17 protein-coding genes are annotated in these 22,629 nt (G+C 38.9%); 3 read left to right on the forward strand and 14 right to left on the reverse strand.

What is annotated here, in order from left to right:
* Nucleotides 1-9: 9 nt before the first annotated feature.
* Complete coding sequence (locus CA2015_RS24165; RefSeq protein ID WP_048644221.1) at nt 10-957, reverse strand: UDP-glucuronic acid decarboxylase family protein; 948 nt, start codon at nt 955-957, stop codon at nt 10-12.
* A 176-nt stretch (nt 958-1,133) separates the two neighbouring features.
* On the opposite strand from CA2015_RS24165, the gene CA2015_RS24170 reads away from it, so the two are divergent.
* Complete coding sequence (locus CA2015_RS24170; RefSeq protein WP_048644222.1) at nt 1,134-1,925, forward strand: NIPSNAP family protein; 792 nt, start codon at nt 1,134-1,136, stop codon at nt 1,923-1,925.
* A gap of 84 nt (nt 1,926-2,009) precedes the next feature.
* On the opposite strand, the gene CA2015_RS24175 is transcribed toward CA2015_RS24170, so the two are convergent.
* Nucleotides 2,010-2,867, reverse strand: a complete 858-nt coding sequence (locus CA2015_RS24175; RefSeq protein WP_048644223.1) for a substrate-binding domain-containing protein — start codon at nt 2,865-2,867, stop codon at nt 2,010-2,012.
* A gap of 199 nt (nt 2,868-3,066) precedes the next feature.
* Here CA2015_RS24175 and fbaA point away from each other — a divergent pair, with 199 nt between their 5' ends.
* A complete protein-coding gene (gene fbaA, locus CA2015_RS24180) occupies nt 3,067-4,128 on the forward strand; it encodes a class II fructose-bisphosphate aldolase (RefSeq protein WP_048644224.1) in 1,062 nt (353 codons plus the stop codon).
* A 272-nt stretch (nt 4,129-4,400) separates the two neighbouring features.
* Here fbaA and CA2015_RS24185 read toward each other — a convergent pair whose 3' ends face one another.
* The 9 genes from CA2015_RS24185 to CA2015_RS24225 form a co-directional block, all read right to left on the reverse strand.
* Complete coding sequence (locus tag CA2015_RS24185) at nt 4,401-4,742, reverse strand: type II toxin-antitoxin system HicB family antitoxin (RefSeq protein WP_048644225.1); 342 nt, start codon at nt 4,740-4,742, stop codon at nt 4,401-4,403.
* Nucleotides 4,739-4,981 carry a type II toxin-antitoxin system HicA family toxin gene (locus CA2015_RS24190; RefSeq protein WP_048644226.1) on the reverse strand — a complete coding sequence of 81 codons (243 nt, stop codon included), beginning with the start codon at nt 4,979-4,981 and terminating at the stop codon, nt 4,739-4,741. The genes CA2015_RS24185 and CA2015_RS24190 overlap by 4 nt, the downstream gene beginning before the upstream one ends.
* Before the next feature lie 286 nt (nt 4,982-5,267).
* Nucleotides 5,268-7,364 (reverse strand): alpha/beta hydrolase family protein, encoded by a 2,097-nt coding sequence (locus CA2015_RS24195; protein ID WP_048644227.1) that lies wholly within the window; start codon nt 7,362-7,364, stop codon nt 5,268-5,270.
* Between the two features lie 216 nt (nt 7,365-7,580).
* Complete coding sequence (locus CA2015_RS24200) at nt 7,581-8,954, reverse strand: Gfo/Idh/MocA family protein (RefSeq protein ID WP_048644228.1); 1,374 nt, start codon at nt 8,952-8,954, stop codon at nt 7,581-7,583.
* A 33-nt stretch (nt 8,955-8,987) separates the two neighbouring features.
* Nucleotides 8,988-9,875, reverse strand: a complete 888-nt coding sequence (locus CA2015_RS24205; RefSeq protein ID WP_048644229.1) for a sugar phosphate isomerase/epimerase family protein — start codon at nt 9,873-9,875, stop codon at nt 8,988-8,990.
* Between the two features lie 10 nt (nt 9,876-9,885).
* The gene (locus CA2015_RS24210; RefSeq protein ID WP_084012053.1) at nt 9,886-11,064 is read right to left on the reverse strand and encodes an alpha/beta hydrolase family protein; all 1,179 of its coding nucleotides are present in this window, start codon (nt 11,062-11,064) and stop codon (nt 9,886-9,888) included.
* 28 nt (nt 11,065-11,092) lie between these two features.
* Complete coding sequence (locus tag CA2015_RS24215) at nt 11,093-12,361, reverse strand: dienelactone hydrolase family protein (RefSeq protein WP_157470590.1); 1,269 nt, start codon at nt 12,359-12,361, stop codon at nt 11,093-11,095.
* Nucleotides 12,362-12,389: 28 nt separating this feature from the next.
* A complete protein-coding gene (locus CA2015_RS24220; RefSeq protein WP_048644231.1) occupies nt 12,390-13,802 on the reverse strand; it encodes a putative oxidoreductase C-terminal domain-containing protein in 1,413 nt (470 codons plus the stop codon).
* 747 nt (nt 13,803-14,549) lie between these two features.
* Nucleotides 14,550-15,956, reverse strand: coding sequence for an IS4 family transposase (locus CA2015_RS24225; RefSeq protein ID WP_157470591.1), 1,407 nt, complete (start codon nt 15,954-15,956; stop codon nt 14,550-14,552).
* Between the two features lie 459 nt (nt 15,957-16,415).
* Here CA2015_RS24225 and CA2015_RS24230 point away from each other — a divergent pair, with 459 nt between their 5' ends.
* Nucleotides 16,416-17,834: a tagaturonate reductase gene (locus tag CA2015_RS24230; protein WP_048644233.1), complete on the forward strand. Its 1,419-nt coding sequence runs from the start codon at nt 16,416-16,418 to the stop codon at nt 17,832-17,834.
* Nucleotides 17,835-17,914: 80 nt separating this feature from the next.
* On the opposite strand, the gene xylA is transcribed toward CA2015_RS24230, so the two are convergent.
* From xylA to CA2015_RS24245, 3 genes are read right to left on the reverse strand one after another with little or no spacing between them, the layout of a single operon-like run.
* Entirely contained in the window at nt 17,915-19,228 is a 1,314-nt protein-coding gene (xylA, locus tag CA2015_RS24235) for a xylose isomerase (RefSeq protein WP_048644744.1), read from the reverse strand.
* 38 nt (nt 19,229-19,266) lie between these two features.
* Nucleotides 19,267-20,757 carry a xylulokinase gene (locus CA2015_RS24240; RefSeq protein ID WP_048644234.1) on the reverse strand — a complete coding sequence of 497 codons (1,491 nt, stop codon included), beginning with the start codon at nt 20,755-20,757 and terminating at the stop codon, nt 19,267-19,269.
* Between the two features lie 15 nt (nt 20,758-20,772).
* The gene (locus CA2015_RS24245; protein WP_048644235.1) at nt 20,773-22,416 is read right to left on the reverse strand and encodes a sodium/sugar symporter; all 1,644 of its coding nucleotides are present in this window, start codon (nt 22,414-22,416) and stop codon (nt 20,773-20,775) included.
* Nucleotides 22,417-22,629: the final 213 nt, after the last annotated feature.

Below are 22,629 nucleotides of genomic sequence, written 5' to 3' on the forward strand. Positions count from 1 at the left end.
TTTTAAATGCTAGATATTATCTTCTTTTAATACCATATCGAAATATTTTATGGTTTCTACTAAACCTTCTTTTAACTGAACTTTTGGTTCCCAATCTAGCTCCTTTCGTGCCAAATCAATGGTAGGTTTCCTTTGCATAGGATCATCCTGTGGCAAAGGCATGTATTTTAGTTTGCTTTTTGATCCAGTAAGCTCCAAAACATTCTCTGCCAATTCCAGCATAGTAAATTCAACTGGATTACCGATATTGATGGGTCCAATCACTCCATTGGGACTGTTCATCAATTTATGCATTCCTGAAATCAGGTCGCTCACATAACCGAAACTACGTGTTTGCATTCCATCCCCAAAAATCGTGATGTCATCCCCTTTCAATGCCTGGACAATAAAATTACTAACTACACGCCCATCATTGGGATGCATCCTTGGCCCATAAGTATTGAAAATACGCATGACCTTAATATCAAGCCCATGTTGTCTATGATAATCAAAAAACAAGGTTTCTGCACATCTTTTCCCCTCATCGTAGCATGCACGTGGTCCGATTGTGCTTACACTACCCTTATAAGATTCTGGTTGGGGATGAATTTCCGGATCACCATATACCTCACTGGTACTTGCTTGTAAGATTTTAATTTTTAACCTCTTAGCAAGACCCAACATATTAATCGCTCCTATAACACTTGTCTTGGTCGTTTGAACTGGGTCAAATTGGTAATGTACTGGACTAGCTGGACAGGCCAAATTGTAAATTTCATCTACTTCGACATACAAGGGAAGCGTAACATCATGTCTAAGAAATTCAAAATTTTTGTTTTCTAATAGGTGATGAATATTTCTCCTTCTACCAGTAAAAAGATTGTCGGCGCATATTACTTCATGGCCCTCTCCCAAAAGTTTATCACAAAGATGGCTACCTAAAAATCCGGCTCCACCGGTTACTAAAATCCTCTTCATTTTATTAAATAATTAGTTAAAAACTTAAAATCAACTATTGCTGCAGTGTATTCTTCAAAAATAATAATATATTCTCCACCGAAATAACTTTTTTATAATGTTATGTATAATTTACTTAATTTTAGTGGTCAATTTAAATATTTGAACAAAAAAATCAATAAAAACCTAAATTACCAATGAACAACTACTTACGATTATTAAAAGTATTCACCTTAGTTTTAATCTTAATCGCTTCCTACGCTCCTCTCAAAGCACAGGATGGGAAAAAAGATTTATATGAACTGAGAGTATATCACATCGACAATTTAAAACAAATAGAAGTAGTCGAGAACTACCTAGAAAAGGCATTTATTCCAGCAGCCCACCGTGCAGGTGTAAAGCATGTTGGTGTTTTCAAACCTTTAGCTTCTGAACCAGATGCAGGAAAAAAAATCTACGTTTTCCTTCCATTTACTAATTCAAAGGATTATTTCAGGTTCCAAAGAAAATTAAAAACAGATGCCAGGCACCAAGAGGATGGCAAAGCTTATATTCAAGCAGCATTTGACAATCCTTCTTTCAATAGAATAGAAACATCTTTAATGCAAGCATTTGAAACAAGATCCAGAATGGCTTTACCTAAGCTAAGTTCTCCTAAAAGCGAAAGAGTATATGAGCTAAGGAGTTATGAATCAGCCACTGAACGTCTTTACCACCAAAAGGTAAAAATGTTTAATGAAGGTGAAATTGATATTTTTGATGAGATGAATTTCAATGGGGTATTTTATGGTGAGCCTCTTGCAGGAGCAAACATGCCTAACTTGGTTTACATGACTGCCTTTGAAAACATGGAAGATAGAGATGCACATTGGGCTGCATTTAGTGATTATCCAGCTTGGTTAGCCTTAAAAGCCAATAGCGAATATGACAATACAGTGTCGAAAAATGACAAAAGACTTTTAAGACCTACTTCTTACTCAGATTTTTGAATCTAACCATTCACAAAAAAAACCGATCATTATTAAAAATGATCGGTTTTTTTATAAGTATTACCAAGTAACCCTACTTACGGTTTACAATTTTTCAACTATTTCTTCGGTAGCCAACTTATTATCAATAAGACCAAGACTCATTAAAGCATCCAAAGTGGTAGTTACATCCTCATTCGGCACCGTACCATCAGTTGCCCAATTGGTCTGAGTTAACCATTCTGAGACATCACTCTCTTCTATCTGGTAAGCCTCACTAATAGGCAAAACAAAGCTTTGCTTATTTTCCATTAGGGTCGAGTTTATCCGGTAAATTTCCTTTTGAATACTTAAAAGCAATTCTCTCTTCTCCTTCAACATCTGTTCAGAGGCGACTATGACGAAACAAGGCCAGGGAGTTGGTATTTCTCCCACCCTCTTAAAAAGTCCCTTGTCCACTAAAGGCTTTGTCGTATACTTTTCCCAAAGAAAGGCTTTGGGTTTATTTTCTTTGAAGGAATTAATGGCTCCGTCCAAATTATTAACAATTTCAAAATCAAGATCCTGTGTGTCCCATCCCTCCCTTTTTGAAAGAAGGTAAGCCATTAAATGAGAGCCCGAACCCCTTCTACTTATTAGAAAAGGAGCATTTCGTAAATCTTCAATCTTTTGCACCTCGCAAGTGCCGGGAACATGAATCCCCCAAATTAATGGTGACTTGACATGGTAACCTATAATTTTCCCGGAATTTCCGTCAACTTTGTCTTTCAAAAAACTTTCTGTAAGAACAATGGCCAAATCTGTTGCACCAGTTCTTATGGCGCTATTCATAGCACCGGATCCTCTGGGTTCATTCTCCCAGACCAGTTGAACCTGATCATCCAAAAATGGTTGTTCTTTAACCAACTTTTGCCAGGGAAAATTAAAATGCTCGGGCACCCCTGTAATCCTTATCTTTTCCATAAAACAAATATATAAAGGAAATTTTATAGTTTCCAATCAATGATAATGGGCAGGGAAATTATGAAATATTCGGTGAAAATGTATTTTTCAATCAAATTATAAGGTAATTGTTCTGCACTATTTATATCTTTGAGTTCCAAAGCTATCACTTAGGTGAATGGAGGTGGATCAAATTTAATACAACCATAAATTATTTAATATGAAATTCAAACCTGGAGTAAAGTACGGCGAAGAGCTTAAAGACCTATTGGCCTATGCGAAAGAAAGCGAATTTGCAATGCCTGCAGTGAATTGTATCAACAGTAATACTGTGAATGCTGTTTTAGAAACCGCAAAAAGGGTCAACTCCCCGGTAATGATTCAGTTTTCAAATGGTGGTGCTCAGTTTTATGCTGGCAAAGGCCTTCCAAATGACAAGCAACAAGCATCTGTGGCAGGTGGTGTTTCCGGTGCCCTGCATGTACATAAAATGGCTGAAATATATGGTGTCCCTGTAGTTTTACACACAGATCATGCAGCTAAGAAATTACTTCCTTGGATAGATGGCTTACTTGCCGAAGGAAAAGCTTATTATGAAGCTTATAAAAAACCTCTTTTCAGTTCCCATATGTTGGATTTGTCTGAAGAGTCTATTGAGGAAAACATTGAAACATCCGTAAAATATTTCAAGGAGTTTGCCAAAATTAAAATGGCAATCGAAATTGAGCTAGGTGTGACTGGTGGAGAAGAAGATGGTGTAGACAATACAGAAATCGATAGCTCCAAACTTTATACTCAGCCTGAAGAAGTAGCTTATGCTTATGAGGAGTTGAAAAAAGTGGACGACCTGTTTACTGTAGCTGCAGCATTTGGAAATGTTCACGGGGTATACAAGCCGGGTAATGTTTCATTGAAACCTATAATTTTGAAAAATTCTCAGGATTATATCAATGAGAAATTCGGAACTACCGGCAAACCTGTGAACTTCGTATTCCATGGTGGATCAGGATCTACTGTAGAAGAAATTAGAGAAGCCAATAGCTATGGTTCTGTAAAAATGAATATCGATACAGATCTTCAGTGGGCGTTCTGGCAAGGTGTATTGAAATACTACCACAGCAAAGAAGGATATCTTCAGACTCAATTGGGAAATCCTGAAGGAGCAGACAACCCTAACAAAAAGTCTTATGACCCTAGGGTATGGCTTAGAAAAGGTGAAGAAAACTTCGGCAAAAGATTAGAACTTGCCTTCGATATGCTAAATGCATTGGATAGAAACTAAGTTTAGAAATACTATTTAATTGTCAAAGCTGCCCTATTTGGGCAGCTTTTTTTATTTTAGATTTTTAGAAATCCCCTCTAAAGCTGTCACCTAATGGTTTATTATTTGGCAATTGACACTATTTAAAATGGGGTCACAACTTACAAATCTTCTCCCTATAATGCTTTCAAAATAGCCGCCTCCCCGCTAAAAATTGTTGGCACTTCAGGCGCACCAGCAAGGGTGATTGCCCTATTTATGCAAAGTTTAGATTTAAACATAGAAAGGGGAATTTAGTCAGACTCTTTTTCGACTTGGTTCCTGATGGCTTCTGCTACAAAATTATTCAATGAGGTCTTTGATTCCATGGCTTTTAACGCTGCCTTTTGGTGCAAAGTAGATGGAATTCTTACATTAAAACTCCCTTTAAATGGTTTCATAGGAGCCTTGCCCTCTGCTCTACAATCTGCTAAATAACTATCTACTACCGCTTTAAAGTCCTCTTCTAAATACTTTCCGGTTTCCCCTTCATAAGAGATCAGCCCCATCACCCCTAGTACCTTACCATATAGCAAGTTATCTTCGGGACTGTACTCAATTGTGCCTGTATAACCTTTGTATTCCAAATATTTCATAATTCCAATAATTCTTTTATCTGCCTCATCTGATACCGCTTCATAACCCCGTTTGGATGTGGTTTATGAAGTATAATTGGAACGCTCACTTCATTCTCAAATTTCACCCTTGATCCTGAAATCTTTCCTATTTTTACATCCTTAAAACCAAAATACCCAAGAAGTCTCACCAACTCTTCGTAATGAAAGTCGGATGGCATACTCAAAAACCTAGCAATTAGTTTTTCCCTCTTAGCCATAAACTCAATGCAACTACATTTAGTTGCATATTACAAACTATTTTTTCGTTTTCATAATGAATATCGCCTTAAACCCCTGATTGTAGGCGTTGTACCGATCTGTTTGGTACCTTCCCGGTTTATGTATCTGTGGTAGGTTTTCCCCGTCCACTTCATTATCTAACTGGGTTAATAAAATACTCCTATTAAACAAAAAAAGCACCGAGTAGAAAATAAACCCGATGCTTTATAACTGTATTTATATTTCAAGTCAAATCTGCTCCTGAAATTGAAATAATAGCCCCTCTTAAAGGTTAAGCCATTTTGTCAAATGGGCTTTTCTATCGTTTGCATTTTTTACGGAAAGGGCTTTGATTTTTTCGTTACCTCCACGCTCAGGCAATAGGGAGTGTTCTTTTTTCAACTCTGTATTTTCATGAAGCACTATTGGATTGGTAATGCTCAAATTTTCCAACAAGTCTGGCAAATCATAATGCTTCAATGCACCAGCTACTGTATAATTAATTTCACTTGTATTGTACCTGAAAGACTCTACAATTCCTCTGTAAGAACTCATTGGATCTACTAATGCTATTGAAGATATTGCAGGGTTGAAATTGGCCGCATGAAGCAGTACCGAAGACATTTCTCCTTTAGCAAGGCCTTTTATCTCTCTAGCTCCCTCTTTCTCCTGCAAAACAGCTACCAGACGATTGGCATCACCTGCATTAATCCCCACAATGCTTCTTCCAATAAGAATACTTTCAAACCAAAGGTTATATGAATGGCCGTCGAAATTAGCATCGCCTCTAAAACTTCCATTACCCATCTCTCCAGTATTCAAAAGATCCGGAGCAAGTACCATGGCTCCTGCTTTCACCAAAGCCTCCATGTCTCCGCCTACACTAGCATCAACAGCTTTACCTGATGGATCTAAATAAAGCACCGCTTTATCTGTAGCATGATCAGGTTTCATTAATAGGTAAGGCAACCAGTAGTCTCCTTCTCCCTTCATCAGGTGTTGTTCAATGGTATACCCATCACGTTGATACCTGCCAACCATCATGGTTTCTGACAATGCTTCAGGCTTTTTATAACCCGAAAGTTTTCTTGCCCAGTCTACCTTCTCTTCCAAGGAGCCATTCAATTCCTGTAGTTCAGCCTTGTTTAGGTCATAGGTGGTTTTGCCATTATAGCTGCTCACCAACTGCCCTGTAGGAGATACCTGCAACACCTCCATTGATAATGTATCGATGTCCTGGTCTTCCACAGCTCCTGGTAAGTCAAGATGTTTTCTAAAGAATGCATACATGCGTTCTCTGTTCTTTTTCGTTGAAGCATGGCCATCATCATCTTCAATTTTTTGAAAGTTCTCTGATACACCATAAGCATCATAAATTCTTTGAACCTGTTGACTGGTTTCTCTTACCCCTTCTATATTGAACATGTCACGAGTAGTAGAGATAAGCAGGTTGGGTTTTGGTGCCCTAACGATCATTAGATCAGGATGGTCCAACCCCTTTGCAATGGCATGGTAGAAATTTTGTTCGGCATCCTGAGGACCATGAGTAAGCATCAGTCGCTTGAAATTGGTAATGTAATTTTCAGGTGCAGATGCATTAATCCTCTCATCAAAAGCAGCGATATAAGAAGATTGTGTACCTCCTCCTGACCTTCCTGTGATTCCAATTCTACCTGGATCCACTTCTTTTCTAGTCATCAGGTAATCAACCACCCTGATACCATCCCAAATCATGTGTCTGGCCTCTGAAGAACCTACAACAAATGCTTGCGCTCCTGGATAAGAATGTTGCTTAGTTGGGCCTCCTACCAGATCTTTATTTGTGTCATGATCAAAATATTCCAATCTTTCTCCTTGTCCAACGGGATCAAAGCCAAAAACAATAAACCCTTTCTTTACCAAATTAAGAATTACATGCTGGTAAGTAGGAGCTCTATAAGCCAAAGGCGTATGTCCTGAGCAATAAATAATGGTAGGGGTTCTCCCTTTTACTCCATCAGGAATAAAAAGAGTCCCACTCACAAAAAATCCCGGTTGGGATTCAAATACAATGTTTTCAAATTTATATCCATTCCCTCTATGCTTTCCGGTAACTTTTGGATTCAAAGGTGTTTTTTCAGGAAATGGTCCTACCGCCTCCATCAGTTTGTCTTTGGCTTTTTCTTGCCAGTCTTTCCATTCATTCAAAGAAGAGATAGAAGCAATGGCCTTGTCTCTTTCATCAAGCATATCAAGTGCTAGTTGGCTTTGGTGCTTGTAAAGAGCATTAGGACCGTCGGTGAAGTTAACCCAGTGAGATTGAATCACTGATAGATCTTCCTGGGAGAACCCGATAGAAGCCAAGCCAATAAAAAGCAGTAGTGTCAGTGGTATTTTTTTCATTTATAGAAAGTTTGTAATTTAACAGTACAACAGGTTTTTACAACCAGTTGTGGCTTGTTTATAAAAATAATTTAGTTAAGTATCAATTAGCCCCATTATTTGCTGGTAACTATTGGAATAAAAACGAAAGGCTTTTTCCTTTAAAACAAAAGAAAAATCCTTCCTAATATATTGTGACATGAAAAGACCAACTATTAAAGTCTTCATTCTCAATATTTATACTTGATCTGGAACGACGTAAGGAGGTCGACTAGGCCTAGTGAGCATGGTGTCTGCTTCAGAATCATTGGCAAACTTCTCATAATCCCCCATGAACTTGAGTCCTCTCTCCAATCGATAGGAAATGTTAGCTATCTGTGGCAAAGCAGAGGAATAATAGCCTTCTCTAATGTCGCAATTCAATGCTTCGTTGTTTCCTGCTCTTACACTGTCAAGAAAATTAGCGTAATGTTCAGAACCTCCTGGTGCAGCCATCAATACATTGCTGCCTGAAACTTCAGTTTTAGCCTTTTGGGATGTAGCAAATGGTTCTTTTTCATCTGTACGGAAAGCTTTCCAGGTACCTCCGTTAAGCTCAAGGTATCCCTCAGTACCATAAAACATGTTTCCTATTTTGGTTCCAAGGCTGGATTCTCCATTCGTATACCTACCACGGGTTTCAAATTCCAAGGTTTTACCATCCTCATACTTAAAGATAGAAGTCTGGGTATTGGGGGTTTCTTGTGAACATTCTTTGGGAGAAATTCCATATATGGCTCCTGAAGAAAATACAGATACAGGATGCTCATTTTTATTCAAACCCCAGCGGGCAACATCGAATTGGTGAGGCCCTTGATTTCCTGTATCCCCATTTCCTGTATCCCAGTGCCAGTGCCAGTTGTAATGTCCTTTTTTCTCATTATATGCCCGGTAAGGAGCAGGTCCTAGCCACATGTCATAATGCAAACCTTCCGGTGGCGCACTATCCTTGGCTATTCCAAAACTATTTCTTGGCTTGTAACACAAGCCTCTGGCCATGTATACTTCACCAATATTGCCGTCATGAAGAAATTTCATGGCTTCTTGAACATTTTCGATGGAACGGTTTTGAAACCCTACCTGAACGACACGGTTGTATTTTCTGGCAGCTTCTATCATTTTTCTACCTTCAAAAACATTGTGACTTGCTGGTTTTTCAACATATACATGCTTTCCTGCCTGACAGGCCCAGATAGTACCTAGTGCATGCCAATGGTTTGGTGTAGCAAATGAAACGGCATCAATTTCCGGATCATCCAAAACCTTCCGCATGTCCCATTCCGTATTGGGCTTATCTCCTACAGTGTCTCTTACCAGTTTCACTTTTTCGGCCCAGGTATTCTCATCTGTATCACACAAGGTTTTGATGACAACATTCCGACTTTCCTTAAGCTTACAATATTGGTTGATATGGTTGGTACCTTGTCCCCTAATACCTATCATTCCGATCTGTATTCGGTCATTGGCACCTAAAATATTCCCATAGGATTTAGCACTCATGGTCATTCCTGCCACAGCCAGCCCTGCACTTCCCAATAGGCTCTTTTTGATGAAATCTCTTCTTTCTGTCATTTCAATTTTTTGAATAATTTTGGCTTAAGTGGCCTATAAGTTTTTTAGGTATTGCTCAAAAGTCTTTTTCTGAGCAATCATTGCCGCTAATTTGTCAGCAGGATCACTATGAGCTTCAATTAGTATCCAGCCATTGTAATCCGCTTTATGCATCAATTTGAAAAGTTCCTGAAAAGGATAATCATTTTCATCAAATGCCCGAATATGGGTAGTATCTCCCAACCATTCTTTGACCATATCAAAGTTCCCCTCAAGCCCTGGCTCCATTAGATCGGTATTGTTACTATTCCAGCAAATTTTCACATTGGAAGAAGTTACCTGATCAAATATTTCCTTCATCACAGGAAGCTGTTGGGTTACCTTTCCATGAACTTCTACACGTACCAACTGACCAAGGTCTTTGGCATATTCACCTACCTCGCTAAAAGATTTGGCGATTTGAGCGATGGTTTTTTCTCGTGATACTTCTTCTGGAAGCCGATTGGGCTTTACTTTAATACCAGTAGCACCAATATCATGGCACAATTTTATGTATTCCTTAGTATCTCTAATATTTGCGGCCAACTCTGCTGGGTCAGGGCTATGGTATTCATAATTACTACCATAACCAACGCAGGTTACTGGACTGCCTTTAAATCTCTTTTTAACTTCTTTTCGTTCTTTTTTGCTAAGACTCGTTTCCACACCGTGAGCATGTTGTGTCCGAAGCTCTACACCTTCATATCCTGCTTTTTCACAGTTGGATATAAGTTCAGGTAATGCCCAGTCTTTTCCCCACAGATAGGTCACTAAACCCAACTTCATAGAAGCCACTTTAGGAATAACAGGACTGGCCCATGTGGTCCCCATACTGCTCAGTGCTATACCTGACAAAAGGCTTTTCTTAAGAAATTCTCTTCGATTATTTTGATCGTTGTTCATTGTTTTGGGTTTACCATTTTACGTTATCTATGGAAGTAATTCCATAAGCAGGGAAAGGATTCTTATCATTGAAGGGATACAATGCTTTTTGGTCTTCGACTGTAACGGCTTCTTCTTTTAAGCGCCCATCGCTGTACATGGCTTTGGAAAGATCCAATTTTAAATTTTTAGCTAAAAAAGGATATACAGCTTGTCTTTTCTTCTCATCATAGCCATGATTATCCTCTGGGATATGCTTGTTCTCAACTTTTTCAGAATGACCTTTTAGACCATAAATGTACTGAAGGAATGGGTATTCCACATTCGGGGTATTCTTGGTCCAGTCACCTCCCACAGAGGTTAATAAAAGAGGTTTTGGTGCAAATACTGCCGCAATCTCTACATTGTTGGTTTGATAATTCTTTGCTTTATGTATTGGCATGCCACTCTCACACTCACATCCACCAAAGAAATGAGCAGAAACCATTACTACTGGCGCTGCAACATCGATTCGATCATCCACTGCTGCCAATAGAAAGGATTGTGTTCCTCCTCCTGATGCACCGGTAACGGCCAGTCGATCGGGATCCGCTCCCAAGGAAAGGATAAAATCCACGCTTCTGATACTGTTCCATAATTGCAATTTGAGCACATCTCCTTCTCTATGTTCCCAGCCAATTTCACCCATTTGACCATAACCAACAGCATCATAAGCCCAAACTATTGCACCCATTCTGGCCATAGAGGCAAATCTTTTTTGCGCATCAGGTCTGTACCTTCCTACATCTCCAGGTTTTGTCCAGTGTCCATGAGGACTAAGAATCCCTGGTGCTTTACCGGGGTTTTCACTAGGCATGTACAAACTTCCGGTTACAAAAACACCTGGCAAACTTTCGAAAGCTATATTTTGAACCACATAGCCATCAAATTTTCTAATTTCACCCATAATTGGTTTTAAAGGTGACTTTTTAGGCATTTTAACTAGGTCCGTTCCCTTAAGTATTTGTTTTCTAATCTCAGCAGCTCTTTTGTTCCAAGCTTTTTCGGTGCTGTACTTTTTCTTCTCCATTTGGAGAAATGCTGCTCCTTCTTCTTCTGTCCAATGGTCACCAACACAGAGCATGTCTGAATCTAAACTTTGGGCATTCACTACTTCTGGAAAAGTAAAAACCAGGAAGAGGATTACTATTAAATACCAATTTGATTTCATAAGGAAGGTGTTTTTCATAAAGAAATAGTTAATTTTTCAACCACTGATCCCACCACTCAAAAGCCTCTATTTGCATGGCTTGGTCAAACTTGTGAAGTCCGGGGTAATAAGAGGCTTTGTATTTGTCTTGGGCTCCGGCTTTAACAAACACCGCTTCAAGAATTTTATCTGCTTTTTGCATTTCAGGAAGGGTGTACAACTGATCGTCAATATCATTGAGCACCAAGGTGGGTAATGGAACTCTCAAACCAAGAATTTCAGGGAAATCCAATTCATTGGGCAGTCTTGGCACATAGGCCATCCAGGTATGTGTATAAGCCCTGTTCAATAAAAAATCTGTCCATGTGCTCATAAAACCAACACATACCGCACATTTGATACGGTGATCCAATCCTCCCATCATCACTGTTCGCAATCCTCCACCTGAAAGGCCTCCACAACCGACTCTGTCCGGATCTACATCTTTTCTGGCAAGTAAAACTTCCAAAGCGACTTGATCCTCAGCGAAAAACACTGCCGGCCAGCTAGTACCTCCGCAAAACAAGGACTTGGCCATGATGTGTTCATGGTCTGCTGCCCATTTATTATAGGCTGAGATGTTTTCTTCTTTTTCAGGGTTTTCATCAGTCAAACCTCCCCTTCGATTCTCCGGAACTTCTTCCAAGAGCACCCTGCGGCTAGCAAAAGTGAAGGAATCGGGCACTATTACCACATATCCTCTTTTGGCGATTTCATTGGCCCAAGCCTTTCCTTCATAATAATGATCCTGATGTTCTATCATCAGTGGATGCTGCGCTTTACCTGTTCTTGTAATTTTTCTTAAGCCAAAATATTTATTTCCTCCATGGTCATGAAAAGCCAATATGGCTGGTAACCTTCCTTTAACTCCCTCAGGCTTGATGACCAAAGCTTTGGTGGGATTGCCATAGGGAAGCTGCCAACTTATTTCTTCAAAACGCAAACCATCATTGACATAAGTATCATGAACAGTTACCTCTGGGACCTTACCCAAATCAGGAATTCCCAGTCTTTCTTTGGCAGTGGACATGGCTTCCATTTTCCAGGATTCAAGAGCTGTGAATCGTTCGTTTCTGAAAGAAAGCGAGGGCAATTCTTTGCTTATCAACCCATTGGCCCAAGGGCCATATGGACCGATGATACTAAGGTCACTTTTGCTCATGGCAAGGTCTTTTATAGCAGGTGAAAAAGCAAAACTTTGAGGAGATAATACCCCTCCTGCTAAACCAAACCCTGCCAATCCTGCAGTTTTGATAAAGTCTCTTCTTTGCTTTTTCATCTGCTTGTATTTTTTTAGTATGAATTTATTATTTGGCCAATTCTAAAGCCTGTGTAGTAACGTAGTATTTGGCCAACATATTCGGCACCTCCCAATCAGGTAATTTACCTTCTTTAAGGTATTTGATATAGGTTTCTGTTACTTCCCTGAAATGATCTTCATGGCCATGTCGGTAAGCTTGTGGGATTACAACTCTCCAAGAGTTTTTACCTTCTACTTTCGCAACATCCAAATCTTTAAAGGTACCAGCTAGTTCTTTTACATGCTTGGTAACATTGGCTTCAAACTCAGCCAAATCCTGACCTTCTACAGGCTCTATGTATAGCTCAGGTTTATAGTTTTCTTCAGCATCTTGTCTGATAACCAAGTTTGCTTTGGTACCTCTCATGATAGAATAATGCGTATCCGCGGAACCTTCAGGCGCTTTGTAATTCCAGATAACAGATACCTTCGCATGCACCCCATTGATCTTGTAATTAATTTCTCCGTTGCCATAAACCTTCAATAAGCCGTCAGACACCACTGACTGAAGGTAATCAGGGAATTCAGTAAGGTTTGTAGAACTAGTGAACTCTTCAAGAGTAAGGTCTGTGGTCCACCTCTTGGCATTGATCATTTCGATGTCAGTCTTATAATCTATGATTTTATTTGGAAAACTTTCCCATTGTACCAAATCAACCAAGTGGGTAGTAACATCCACAATACCATTCCCTTGTTGATTTACGTCATAAAACCATCCTGGCCTGATCAGTTGCTTTCCTGAAACCAACTTAGAAAAATGGTGAATACTCTCTTTGGTAATGGCCGGATTGTCAACTGTTCCTTTTTCCATTTGTCCGAACACATCGGGAATCAAAGAAAACTCTCTTTGGAGAATCGTAGAGATCTCAAACCTTTCGGTCATGATATCATACAGTAAAACATTGTTTTTTTCTGCCAGCTCGAAAGCCTCCTTCAATGTTTCAAAACCTTTGGCATCAATGGCCATTGGTTTATCTGCCAAAACATTTATACCTGCTTCAATGGTTGCCTTGATATTGGCTGTTTTCTCTTTATTGTTTCCAGCAGTAAGCATTACGTTACCCTTCTTTTCACTGAGCATTTTTTGAAGGTAGTCGTCGCCTTTGTATACCTCAAGTTCCCAACTGGTAGGATCCTCTTCACGGGTATTGTAGCTTTCAATTGATTTTAAATAAGACTGCAACTCTGGACCATCAGGAGCATAAACGTAAACTTTAGGGTCTACTTGCTCATACATGGATTTTTTAACGAGGTGGGCATGAAAGTGACCTGGATCAAGAGTCAACAGTTTAATTTCATTCTTACCTCCTGTAAAGGTGGTTTTCACTTCTTCTTCCACATTTTTTTCATTGGAACATGATACTGATAAAAGCAAAATTGAGGCAGCAAATGGTGACCAAAATTTACTATTGAATTTCATAAGATCTAGTTTTGGTAATTAAATAAAATTAGGTAATAATTACTTTGGGACAATCTATTTTTGATGCAAGAAAATCCAATTATTGTTCTAAATAATAGAACAGCAAGAAAACTTATCAAGGGATTAAATATAAAGAATATAAAAGGAGAATAAAACAAAAATTGGAGCAAGGGATTGCATTTTATGCATTTCAACCATATAATTCTTTATAAGCGGTATTGTCTAGCAATGAGTAAATTTCTACTTTAAATGTAATATTGGCTTGATTAGGAGCATACAGGCGCAAGATCATCCATTCGGAAGTTAAGTTACTAGGCTTTTCTCCTTACTGTCGAACAGATCATTGTTCTATTTAAACCCTTATTCTTAGTCATTAATACAGGAAAAGTCAATTTATTAGGAGCGCTGTCGCTAAAAAATGAAATACAGACGTTAAAACCCTGTATTCAAATCTTACTATCAAAATAGTCGATGCGATTGAACATTGATTTAATGTAACTGTATACCTGTAAATACAAGTATTAAACCCGAAATATGCAATAGACATTCTATTCCGTGCTGAAATCGCTTCAAAATACCCAATCGTTGCTGTTTTCAATTTTAACCATAGCGGTGCTATGCTAAAATCTCCAAACAGCCTGATTTTCTTGCGATTGCAACACTTCCCGTAAACACGGGACAGGCTTCACCCCTGACTATTGTCAGGACGGAGAAAGCCTATTACATAATCCGGGCAATGTCGTTTAGTTAAGGTTTATAAGTTATAAAATTACTGGGTCTGGCAGTATACCTTTTTATTCTAGGAACTGACCTGTTGGGCCGTATTATTTCAAGTTGAAGCAACAGTTTGAAAGCATAATCAGATATTTTTCCAATGATTTTGTCCATTCCTTGTTTGAGTTGATCAATTATAGATTTGGTTTTACGATACGCCTGGGTTCTGTTGATCTGATAAGTGTTTTTCCGTTTTTTATTACAGTAGTCAATCCCTTTTTTGGTAAGTGTTTTACTGAGAATGTTGCTCAAGTTGGCCCTGAGAATGATTCTATTAAAATCCTGGAGAACGGCCCTGGCCGTCTTTCCGCTCAGGTTTTCAAGTTCCGCCCTAGTTTTGAGTAGCTTGAAAGACTCTTCAACAGGCCATCTTTTCCTGTAGAGCTCACGTATTTCCTTGACAGGGTACTTCTTATGGTCAACTAGGTTGGTTATCAATATATGGTCTTCTCCTGATGCAATCGGTACCCGTACGAGCCTTAACTTGAGTGCCTCAGTAGGAATATTCCTTTCCCTACACCTGTTTAAGGCCTCTTTGGAAGGGGACACCTCTATGATCTGCTGTTTTTGGGTAGATGCTAAAAATGCCTTTGCATGTTTCCATCTGTTTGCCTTTACCCTGATGACAAAGGATTTCTGTTGCTGAACCAATGAGGACATGAGCCAAAAGGCCGCATAAGCCCTATCCATTATAAGCAGATCGCCCGGCCCTAGACAGGGAAGATGACTTTCACACAGAGCAAGTTCACTTGTCCTGTAATGTTTGATCTTGGCATCTATACTGATTTGGTTGAGTACATCGTAGGCTTGGGAAACACGGGCTAACACTACTTTTCTCCCGTTTTCAGTCCGGGTTTCGAAATGGCCAAAACCTTTTGCCAATTCTTTGCTGTAAGGAAGCTGCAAAGTACTGCCGTCGATACCTATAAGCCGAAAACCTTTCCATTTACGGATATGGCTGGCTTTATTATAATAAAAAGAACATTGTTGTTCATTGAGCCATGTAAACACCTTGGGGTTTAGTTTGGATCGTTGCTGACTGAATGCTCCTTTGGAATAGCTGACCGATTTGTCGGAAAAAAAATTATCAAGTTCTTGCTGAACACTCGATTTACCCAGGCCCAACATGAAGTAGATAAGATCTGTAAAACCCAAACACCGCTGACGAACAAACGCTGTGTTAGTCGTACGGAACCTATCGCGTGTTAATCCATTTTCTATATTGTTTTTTAATAGTTTTAAAAAGTCCTTCGAAAAGGAAAAGGACTTGATTGTTGTTAGATTATTTTCAAAAAAACTACGCTCCCTTTTCTTTCCTAAAAATAATAAAAATTCCTTAACTAAACGACATTGATAATCCGGGTTAAAAGGCCATAGCAAATCATTCTGATAGCCGGCAGAAATACAACATGTAATTCCAAATTTTATAAGAAGATTAAGCTCATATCGGTATGAAATTTGATGAAAGTATTTTGGATTAGGTAGCTTAAATTGAAAGAAAGGATAAAAATACAGCAGGTCTACTTTTGAAAAAAACAGCCAATTTGATGCAATTTTTCGTAAGTAATTATGACATTGTGAAATCATTGAGGTGCAGGAACAGAAACAACATGTAAATTGCTTGAGTTGAAAGTCTATATTAATTTAGGAATGAACAATTTAGGGAATTTACTTCCACGCTTTAATTATCATTATCCATAGACTTCAAAGAGCTTGATTAGGTAGAGGACTTTTCCATAAAAAATAAATCACCTGTTTATTCAGGTTTACACCACCTAATTATCCATCATAACAAGAAAAAAATCAAACAACATTAACAATACTAATTGAAAGTAAAGCATGAAACCAATAAATAGACAAAATATCCCAAATCCCACTTCTCGTCCATTAAAGGTAATCCAATTTGGCACGGGGAATTTTTTACGAGGATTTGCTGATTGGATGATTGATGTCCTAAACGAAAAAACATCATTTGATGGAGACATTCAAATGGTACAAGTGCATAGCCGAAAGCCGGCTCAAGGAATAAATGACCAAGAAGGCCTATACCATGTTTTAACCAGGGGAATAAGTAAGGGAAAAACAATAGAAGAAAACAGGCTCATCCAGTCAGTAAGAGGGGCCGTTAATCCATTTTTAGACTATAATGCCTATTTGGAAATTGCAAAAATACCTGAATTAAGGTTCGTAATTTCCAACACTACCGAAGCTGGGATTTATTTTGATGAAAATGACAAAGACTGGGCGACTTCTCCTGAATCCTTTCCAGGAAAATTAACAGCTTTGCTTTATCGGCGTTTCAAGCATTTCAAAGGTGATATTGAAAAAGGACTGGTAGTTATTCCATGTGAGTTGGTAGAAGACAATGGTAAAAAATTAAAGGACAACATTTTAAGGTACATTGATTTATGGGAACTTCCAGGATCATTTGAAGATTGGATTGTCAAACACAATACTTTCTGTAATACCCTTGTAGACAGAATTGTCCCAGGATACCCTGTGGGCAGTGGAAATGAAATTCAGGCTCAGCTCGGATTCAAGGATGAACAAATGGTAATGGCCGAACCTTTCCACTTCTGGGCCATAGAAGGTCCGGATTGGTTGAGGATGGAATTGCCTCTAGACAATGCAGGCTTTAATGTACAATTTGTAAAAGATATTGCACCATTCAGAACCAGAAAAGTGCGTATATTAAATGGTGCCCACACTTGTTTGGTACCTGTTGCTTATCTGGCAGGGATCAGATTGGTTAGAGATGCCATGGAAAATGAGGAAACCAGTAATTACCTTAAACAGGTTATCTTTAATGAAATAATACCTGCAATGGATCAACCAGCTGCTAGTGTAACTCCTTTTGCAGAAGACGTGCTTGATCGATTCAGAAATCCATTTATCAAGCATAAGCTCAGTGACATTGCTTTAAACTCTATTTCTAAGTGGAAAGTAAGGGTATTGCCATCCTTGCTAGATTACATCAATAAAAAAGATGAAATCCCAACTGGAATGGTTCAAGCATTTGCTGCAATGATTGTTTATTACAGAGGTCATTATAACGGTGAAAAGACACCCATCAATGACAAAACTGAGATTGTGAAATATTTTGATCAGGTATGGAAAATCAAAACGCCTGATGTAGTGGTAGAAAGTGTTTTGGCCAAAATAGATTTTTGGGACCAAGATCTTAATTTGGTTTACGGACTGAGTGAGGCTTTGATTAAAGAAGTAAAAGCACTTTTGGCAAAAGAGAAAGTACAATAAGGGTTTTGCCTTAAAAAATCGCATAAAAAAAAGCAGCTTAGAATTCATAAGCTGCTTTTTTTATAATTCAATATAGTGTTTTAGATGTATTGATTTAGAATATTTTCAAACATCTCCTGTTTTCCACTGATCATTTTTGGATCACCAATTTCCAATGCATGGCTTCTCAATGCTTCAAGATCAAGTTTACCTGATTCAAACTCTTTTCCTTTACCACTGTCAAAAGAACTATAACGTTGCTTTCTTAATGATTGATATGGTGATTTTTCCATGATATCACTGGCAATGAGCAAACTTCTGGCAAATGCATCCATACTTCCTACATGTGCATGGAAAAGATCATCCTGGTCGGTAGAATTCCTACGAATCTTAGCATCAAAATTAACTCCACCAGAAGTAAATCCAGATCCTTGCAACAATACTAACATTGCCTCGGTAAGCTCTTGTAAGTTGATCGCAAATTGATCGGTATCCCAACCATTCTGATAGTCACCTCTATTGGCATCTATACTACCTAGAAGGCCTGCATCCATCGCTACCTGTAGTTCATGCTGAAAAGTGTGGCCTGCAAGGGTTGCATGGTTTACTTCCAAATTCAATTTAAAATCCTTATCCAATCCAAAATGCCTAAGGAAGCCAATAACGGTAGCTGCATCATAGTCATACTGGTGTTTAGTAGGCTCCATTGGCTTTGGTTCAATTAGGAAAGTACCTTTAAACCCTTGTTTTCTACCATAATCTCTGGCCATGGTTAAGAATTGAGCCAAATGCTCTGTTTCCCTTTTCATGTCGGTGTTTAGCAAAGACATATAACCTTCTCTACCTCCCCAGAAAACATAATTTTCACCTCCAAGCTCAATGGTAGCATCTATGGCATTTTTAACCTGGGTAGCAGCCCTACTTACCACATCAAAATCCGGATTGGTAGCTGCTCCATTCATGTATCTAGGATGACTAAATACATTTGCAGTTCCCCAAAGTAATTTTATTCCTGTTTCTTTTTGTTTTTGTTTGGCATAGTCCACTATAGCTCCCATGTGTTTCTCATAAGTGGCAATGCTGTCTCCCTCATCAATAAGATCTATATCATGAAAACAATAAAATGGTGCACCAATTTTTTGAATAAATTCAAATGCGGCATCCATTTTATCTTTGGCTCGCTGAATAGGATCATTGGATTTATCCCATTTGTGAACAATAGTACCTGGCCCAAAGGGATCATTTCCTGTAGCACAGAATGAGTGCCAATAAGCTATAGCAAAGCGAAAATGCTCCTTCATCGATTTTCCACCAATCACTCGGTTTTCATCGTAATATTTAAAAGCCAATGGATTATTAGAATCCTTCCCTTCAAACTTAATTTTATCAATTTCAGGAAAAAACAAATCAGACATAATTGTATTTTTGTTAGGTTTTAGATAAGTATTTTTAATTATTTTATCAGGTTCAAGCAATCCTCCCATTGCTTATAAATCTCCCCATATGCTTCAATCTTCTTTGCATCGGGTTCAAAATCCTGGATTTTAACCAGGCCTTGGAAAGCTTCCTCAGGACCAGAATAAATGCCCGCCCCTATTCCGGCTCCTCTTGCTGCTCCTTGAGCACCATCTGTGTCATAGAGTTCGAGAGACACATTGTTCATATTCACGAAAGCTTCTCTGAAAATTGGACTTAAAAACATATTGGCCTTACCGGCCTTCACAGTTTTCAAGTTGAGGCCCATGTTCTTCATTATATTAAACCCATAGGTCAATGCTGCAACAATCCCCTCCTGCCCGGCACGAAAAACATGTCTCTTGTCGTGCTTCAACAAGTTCAATTTTGAAAGTTGTGCACCGACTTGTTTGTTCTCCAAAATCCTTTCAGCCCCATTTCCAAAAGGCAAAAAGCTTAGCCCTTCTGCTCCTATTGGCACTTCGCCCGCAAGTTGATTCATCTCTTCATAATCGAGAGATTGACCTCCAAACGATCGCTTGAGCCAACTGTTCAATATGCCCGTTCCATTCACACAAAGTAAGACCCCATATCTAGGGTCATCTTTCTGATGATTGACATGAACAAAGGTATTGACTCTGGAAAGGGGATCATATACAGGCTTGGTGCTAACGCCAAACACGGTTCCAGAAGTTCCAGCCGTAGTGGCCAATTCTCCTTCTTGAAGTACATTTAGGGAAAAGGCATTGTTAGGCTGGTCACCAGCCCTATAAGTAACCGGGATTCCAGTATCTAAGCCTAATTCCTTGGCAACCTGAGGCAATAAGCCACCTTGCACACCAAATGAAGAAACCGCTTTGGGTAGTAAATCAGCACTTATCCCATAGTGATACAACAGTCGGTCGGCAATATTATTTTCTAGAAAATCCCAAAAAACTCCTTCCGACAATCCCGTCTCAGAGGTAAGGATCTCGCCTGTAAGCTTCATAGCTATAAAATCACCAGGAAGCATTATTTTATGTATTTGTTCATACCTATCAGGTTCATTCTCCTTTACCCATTTAAGCTTTGAAGCTGTAAAGTTACCCGGAGAATTGAGCAAATGACTGAGACAGTAATCACTTCCTAAACTTGAGAAGGCTTGATTGCCAATTTCCACTGCCCTGCTATCACACCAGATGATGGCAGGCCTAATTACAGACAAGTCTTTGTCTACCATCACGAGGCCATGCATTTGATAGGAAATACCTATAGCCTTTACCTCACCGGCTTTTACATTCCCCTGTGCAATTATATTTTTTGTCGTTTCCTTGATGTATTTCCACCACAATTCAGGATCCTGTTCCGCCCAGTCCTTTTGAGGGGAATCAATGCTCATTTCTACTTCAGGAAGCCCTTTTGCGGCCACTACCTTACCGGAATCTGCGTCCAAGAGGGTGGCTTTTACAGAAGAACTGCCAATATCATATCCTATAAGGAGTTGTCTCATGTTACGAATTAATATTTACCAAAATACAATGTATAGGGCCGCTATAATACCAGATATCAGTATTGCTCCTATTTTAAATTGAGTACTTGTCCTAAAAAGATCTTTGGTGATCTCTATTCCTTTAGGATGGTCTTTTCCTTTACCTTCTACTAAACTGATAAGGATTATAAGGCCTGAAATGATAAGGAAAACCAAACCCATTCGGTCTATAAATGGTAGAGTCGGGGTCAAGAACTTGAAAGCAGCTGACAAAGGAATAGTAAGTGCAGCAGCAGTTAATGCGGCATTTGAAGTGGTTTTTTTCCAGAAGAAACCAAACATAAAAATGGCAAATACACCTGGCGAAACAAAACCAGTATACTCCTGTATGTACTGAAAAGCCTGATCTAATTCCCTTAATGCTGGTGCGACAATGGCTGCAACAATAAAGGCAACAACTGCTGTTATCCTTCCTACCCTAACCTGCTTTTTCTCTGAAGCATTTTGGTCGAAGAAATTCTTATAAATATCCAAAGTAAATATAGTGGAAGTACTGTTGGCCATAGAAGCCAAAGAGGATACTATTGCTGCTGTCAATGCTGCAAATGCCAAACCTTTTAAACCTGATGGTAGCAATTGAAGCAAGGTAGGATAAGCCCTATCTGACTTGATTATACCACTAACAGGGTCTGTCATGGATTCAGCAAATGATGGATCTACTCCTTGGTTTACAATTACCAAAGCAGCAATCCCTGGTATCACCACAATTAAAGGCATTAATAATTTTAGGAATCCAGCAAAGACCATCCCTTTCTGCGCTTCATTCAGTGATTTTGCAGCCAAGGCCCTTTGCGTGATGTATTGATTAAATCCCCAATAACTAAGGTTAATCACCCACATTCCGCCTATAAGTACGGAAATACCCGGTAAATCCATATAGGCATCTCTTACTCCTCCTGCTCCATCAGGGATCATCATCTCTCCCTCATTTATTATCATATTGAAATGTGATGGGGCTTCTCTAAAAAGCGTTGCAATTCCTGCAAAAACATCTCCGGAGCCAACTATTGACAGGGCCAGATAAGTAGTTGCTAATCCACCTAGTACCAGGAAGAATACCTGAACTACATCTGTCCATGCAACCGCTTTAAGTCCCCCATATATGGAATACAACATGGCAAATACTGCCAATCCTGCAATCCCATAGATCATTGGTACACCTAATATGGTTTCAAGACTTAATGCGCCTAGGTACAATACAGAAGTAAGGTTTACGAATACATAAACCAATAGCCAGAATACAGCCATTACTGTCCGTACCCTACTGTCGTACCTTTTGAGTAGAAATTGAGGCATGGTACTAATCCCTTCCTTCAGATAGATGGGAAGGAAAAATATAGCCACAATAATCAATGTTGCTGCGGCCATCCACTCGTAAGTAGAGATAGCCAATCCAAGAGCAAATCCTGATCCAGACATCCCAATAAATTGTTCTGCTGAAATATTGGAAGCGATCAATGAGGCTCCAACTGCCCACCAAGGCAGGGCCTTACTTGCTAGAAAATAATCGTTGGAATCTTTTACATGGCCTTTTTTCTCTCTTGATACAAAATACCCCATCAAGATGATAAGGATACAATAACCAACAAATATTGCCAGGTCTAATGAGGTGAAATTCATGAATTTTGGATTAATGGGTTTGTAGTTTTGTCAATTCAATCGGATATTAAGGGTCAAAAACTAAGGTGCAATATAATCAATAATGGTTTTGATAAAATAAAATACCTTAGAAAGTAAATTACTCTTTTTATACTTGTATTATACCTGCTAAGTAATAATTATTAACGAGAACCATTGATGGACAGCACTTTAAAATATAAATTTATATTGATT

The sequence above is a fragment of the Cyclobacterium amurskyense genome (assembly GCF_001050135.1).
GTDB classification, from domain to species: Bacteria; Bacteroidota; Bacteroidia; order Cytophagales; family Cyclobacteriaceae; genus Cyclobacterium; species Cyclobacterium amurskyense.

What these genes read in the sequence shown, in the direction of transcription:
- CA2015_RS24165 (WP_048644221.1), bottom strand. Translation starts at nt 957, where the DNA reads ATGAAGAGGATTTTAGTAACCGGTGGAGCCGGATTTTTAGGTAGCCAT.
- CA2015_RS24170 (WP_048644222.1), top strand. Translation starts at nt 1,134, where the DNA reads ATGAACAACTACTTACGATTATTAAAAGTATTCACCTTAGTTTTAATC.
- CA2015_RS24175 (WP_048644223.1), bottom strand. Translation starts at nt 2,867, where the DNA reads ATGGAAAAGATAAGGATTACAGGGGTGCCCGAGCATTTTAATTTTCCC.
- fbaA (WP_048644224.1), top strand. Translation starts at nt 3,067, where the DNA reads ATGAAATTCAAACCTGGAGTAAAGTACGGCGAAGAGCTTAAAGACCTA.
- CA2015_RS24185 (WP_048644225.1), bottom strand. Translation starts at nt 4,742, where the DNA reads ATGAAATATTTGGAATACAAAGGTTATACAGGCACAATTGAGTACAGT.
- CA2015_RS24190 (WP_048644226.1), bottom strand. Translation starts at nt 4,981, where the DNA reads ATGGCTAAGAGGGAAAAACTAATTGCTAGGTTTTTGAGTATGCCATCC.
- CA2015_RS24195 (WP_048644227.1), bottom strand. Translation starts at nt 7,364, where the DNA reads ATGAAAAAAATACCACTGACACTACTGCTTTTTATTGGCTTGGCTTCT.
- CA2015_RS24200 (WP_048644228.1), bottom strand. Translation starts at nt 8,954, where the DNA reads ATGACAGAAAGAAGAGATTTCATCAAAAAGAGCCTATTGGGAAGTGCA.
- CA2015_RS24205 (WP_048644229.1), bottom strand. Translation starts at nt 9,875, where the DNA reads ATGAACAACGATCAAAATAATCGAAGAGAATTTCTTAAGAAAAGCCTT.
- CA2015_RS24210 (WP_084012053.1), bottom strand. Translation starts at nt 11,064, where the DNA reads ATGAAATCAAATTGGTATTTAATAGTAATCCTCTTCCTGGTTTTTACT.
- CA2015_RS24215 (WP_157470590.1), bottom strand. Translation starts at nt 12,361, where the DNA reads ATGAAAAAGCAAAGAAGAGACTTTATCAAAACTGCAGGATTGGCAGGG.
- CA2015_RS24220 (WP_048644231.1), bottom strand. Translation starts at nt 13,802, where the DNA reads ATGAAATTCAATAGTAAATTTTGGTCACCATTTGCTGCCTCAATTTTG.
- CA2015_RS24230 (WP_048644233.1), top strand. Translation starts at nt 16,416, where the DNA reads ATGAAACCAATAAATAGACAAAATATCCCAAATCCCACTTCTCGTCCA.
- xylA (WP_048644744.1), bottom strand. Translation starts at nt 19,228, where the DNA reads ATGTCTGATTTGTTTTTTCCTGAAATTGATAAAATTAAGTTTGAAGGG.
- CA2015_RS24240 (WP_048644234.1), bottom strand. Translation starts at nt 20,757, where the DNA reads ATGAGACAACTCCTTATAGGATATGATATTGGCAGTTCTTCTGTAAAA.
- CA2015_RS24245 (WP_048644235.1), bottom strand. Translation starts at nt 22,416, where the DNA reads ATGAATTTCACCTCATTAGACCTGGCAATATTTGTTGGTTATTGTATC.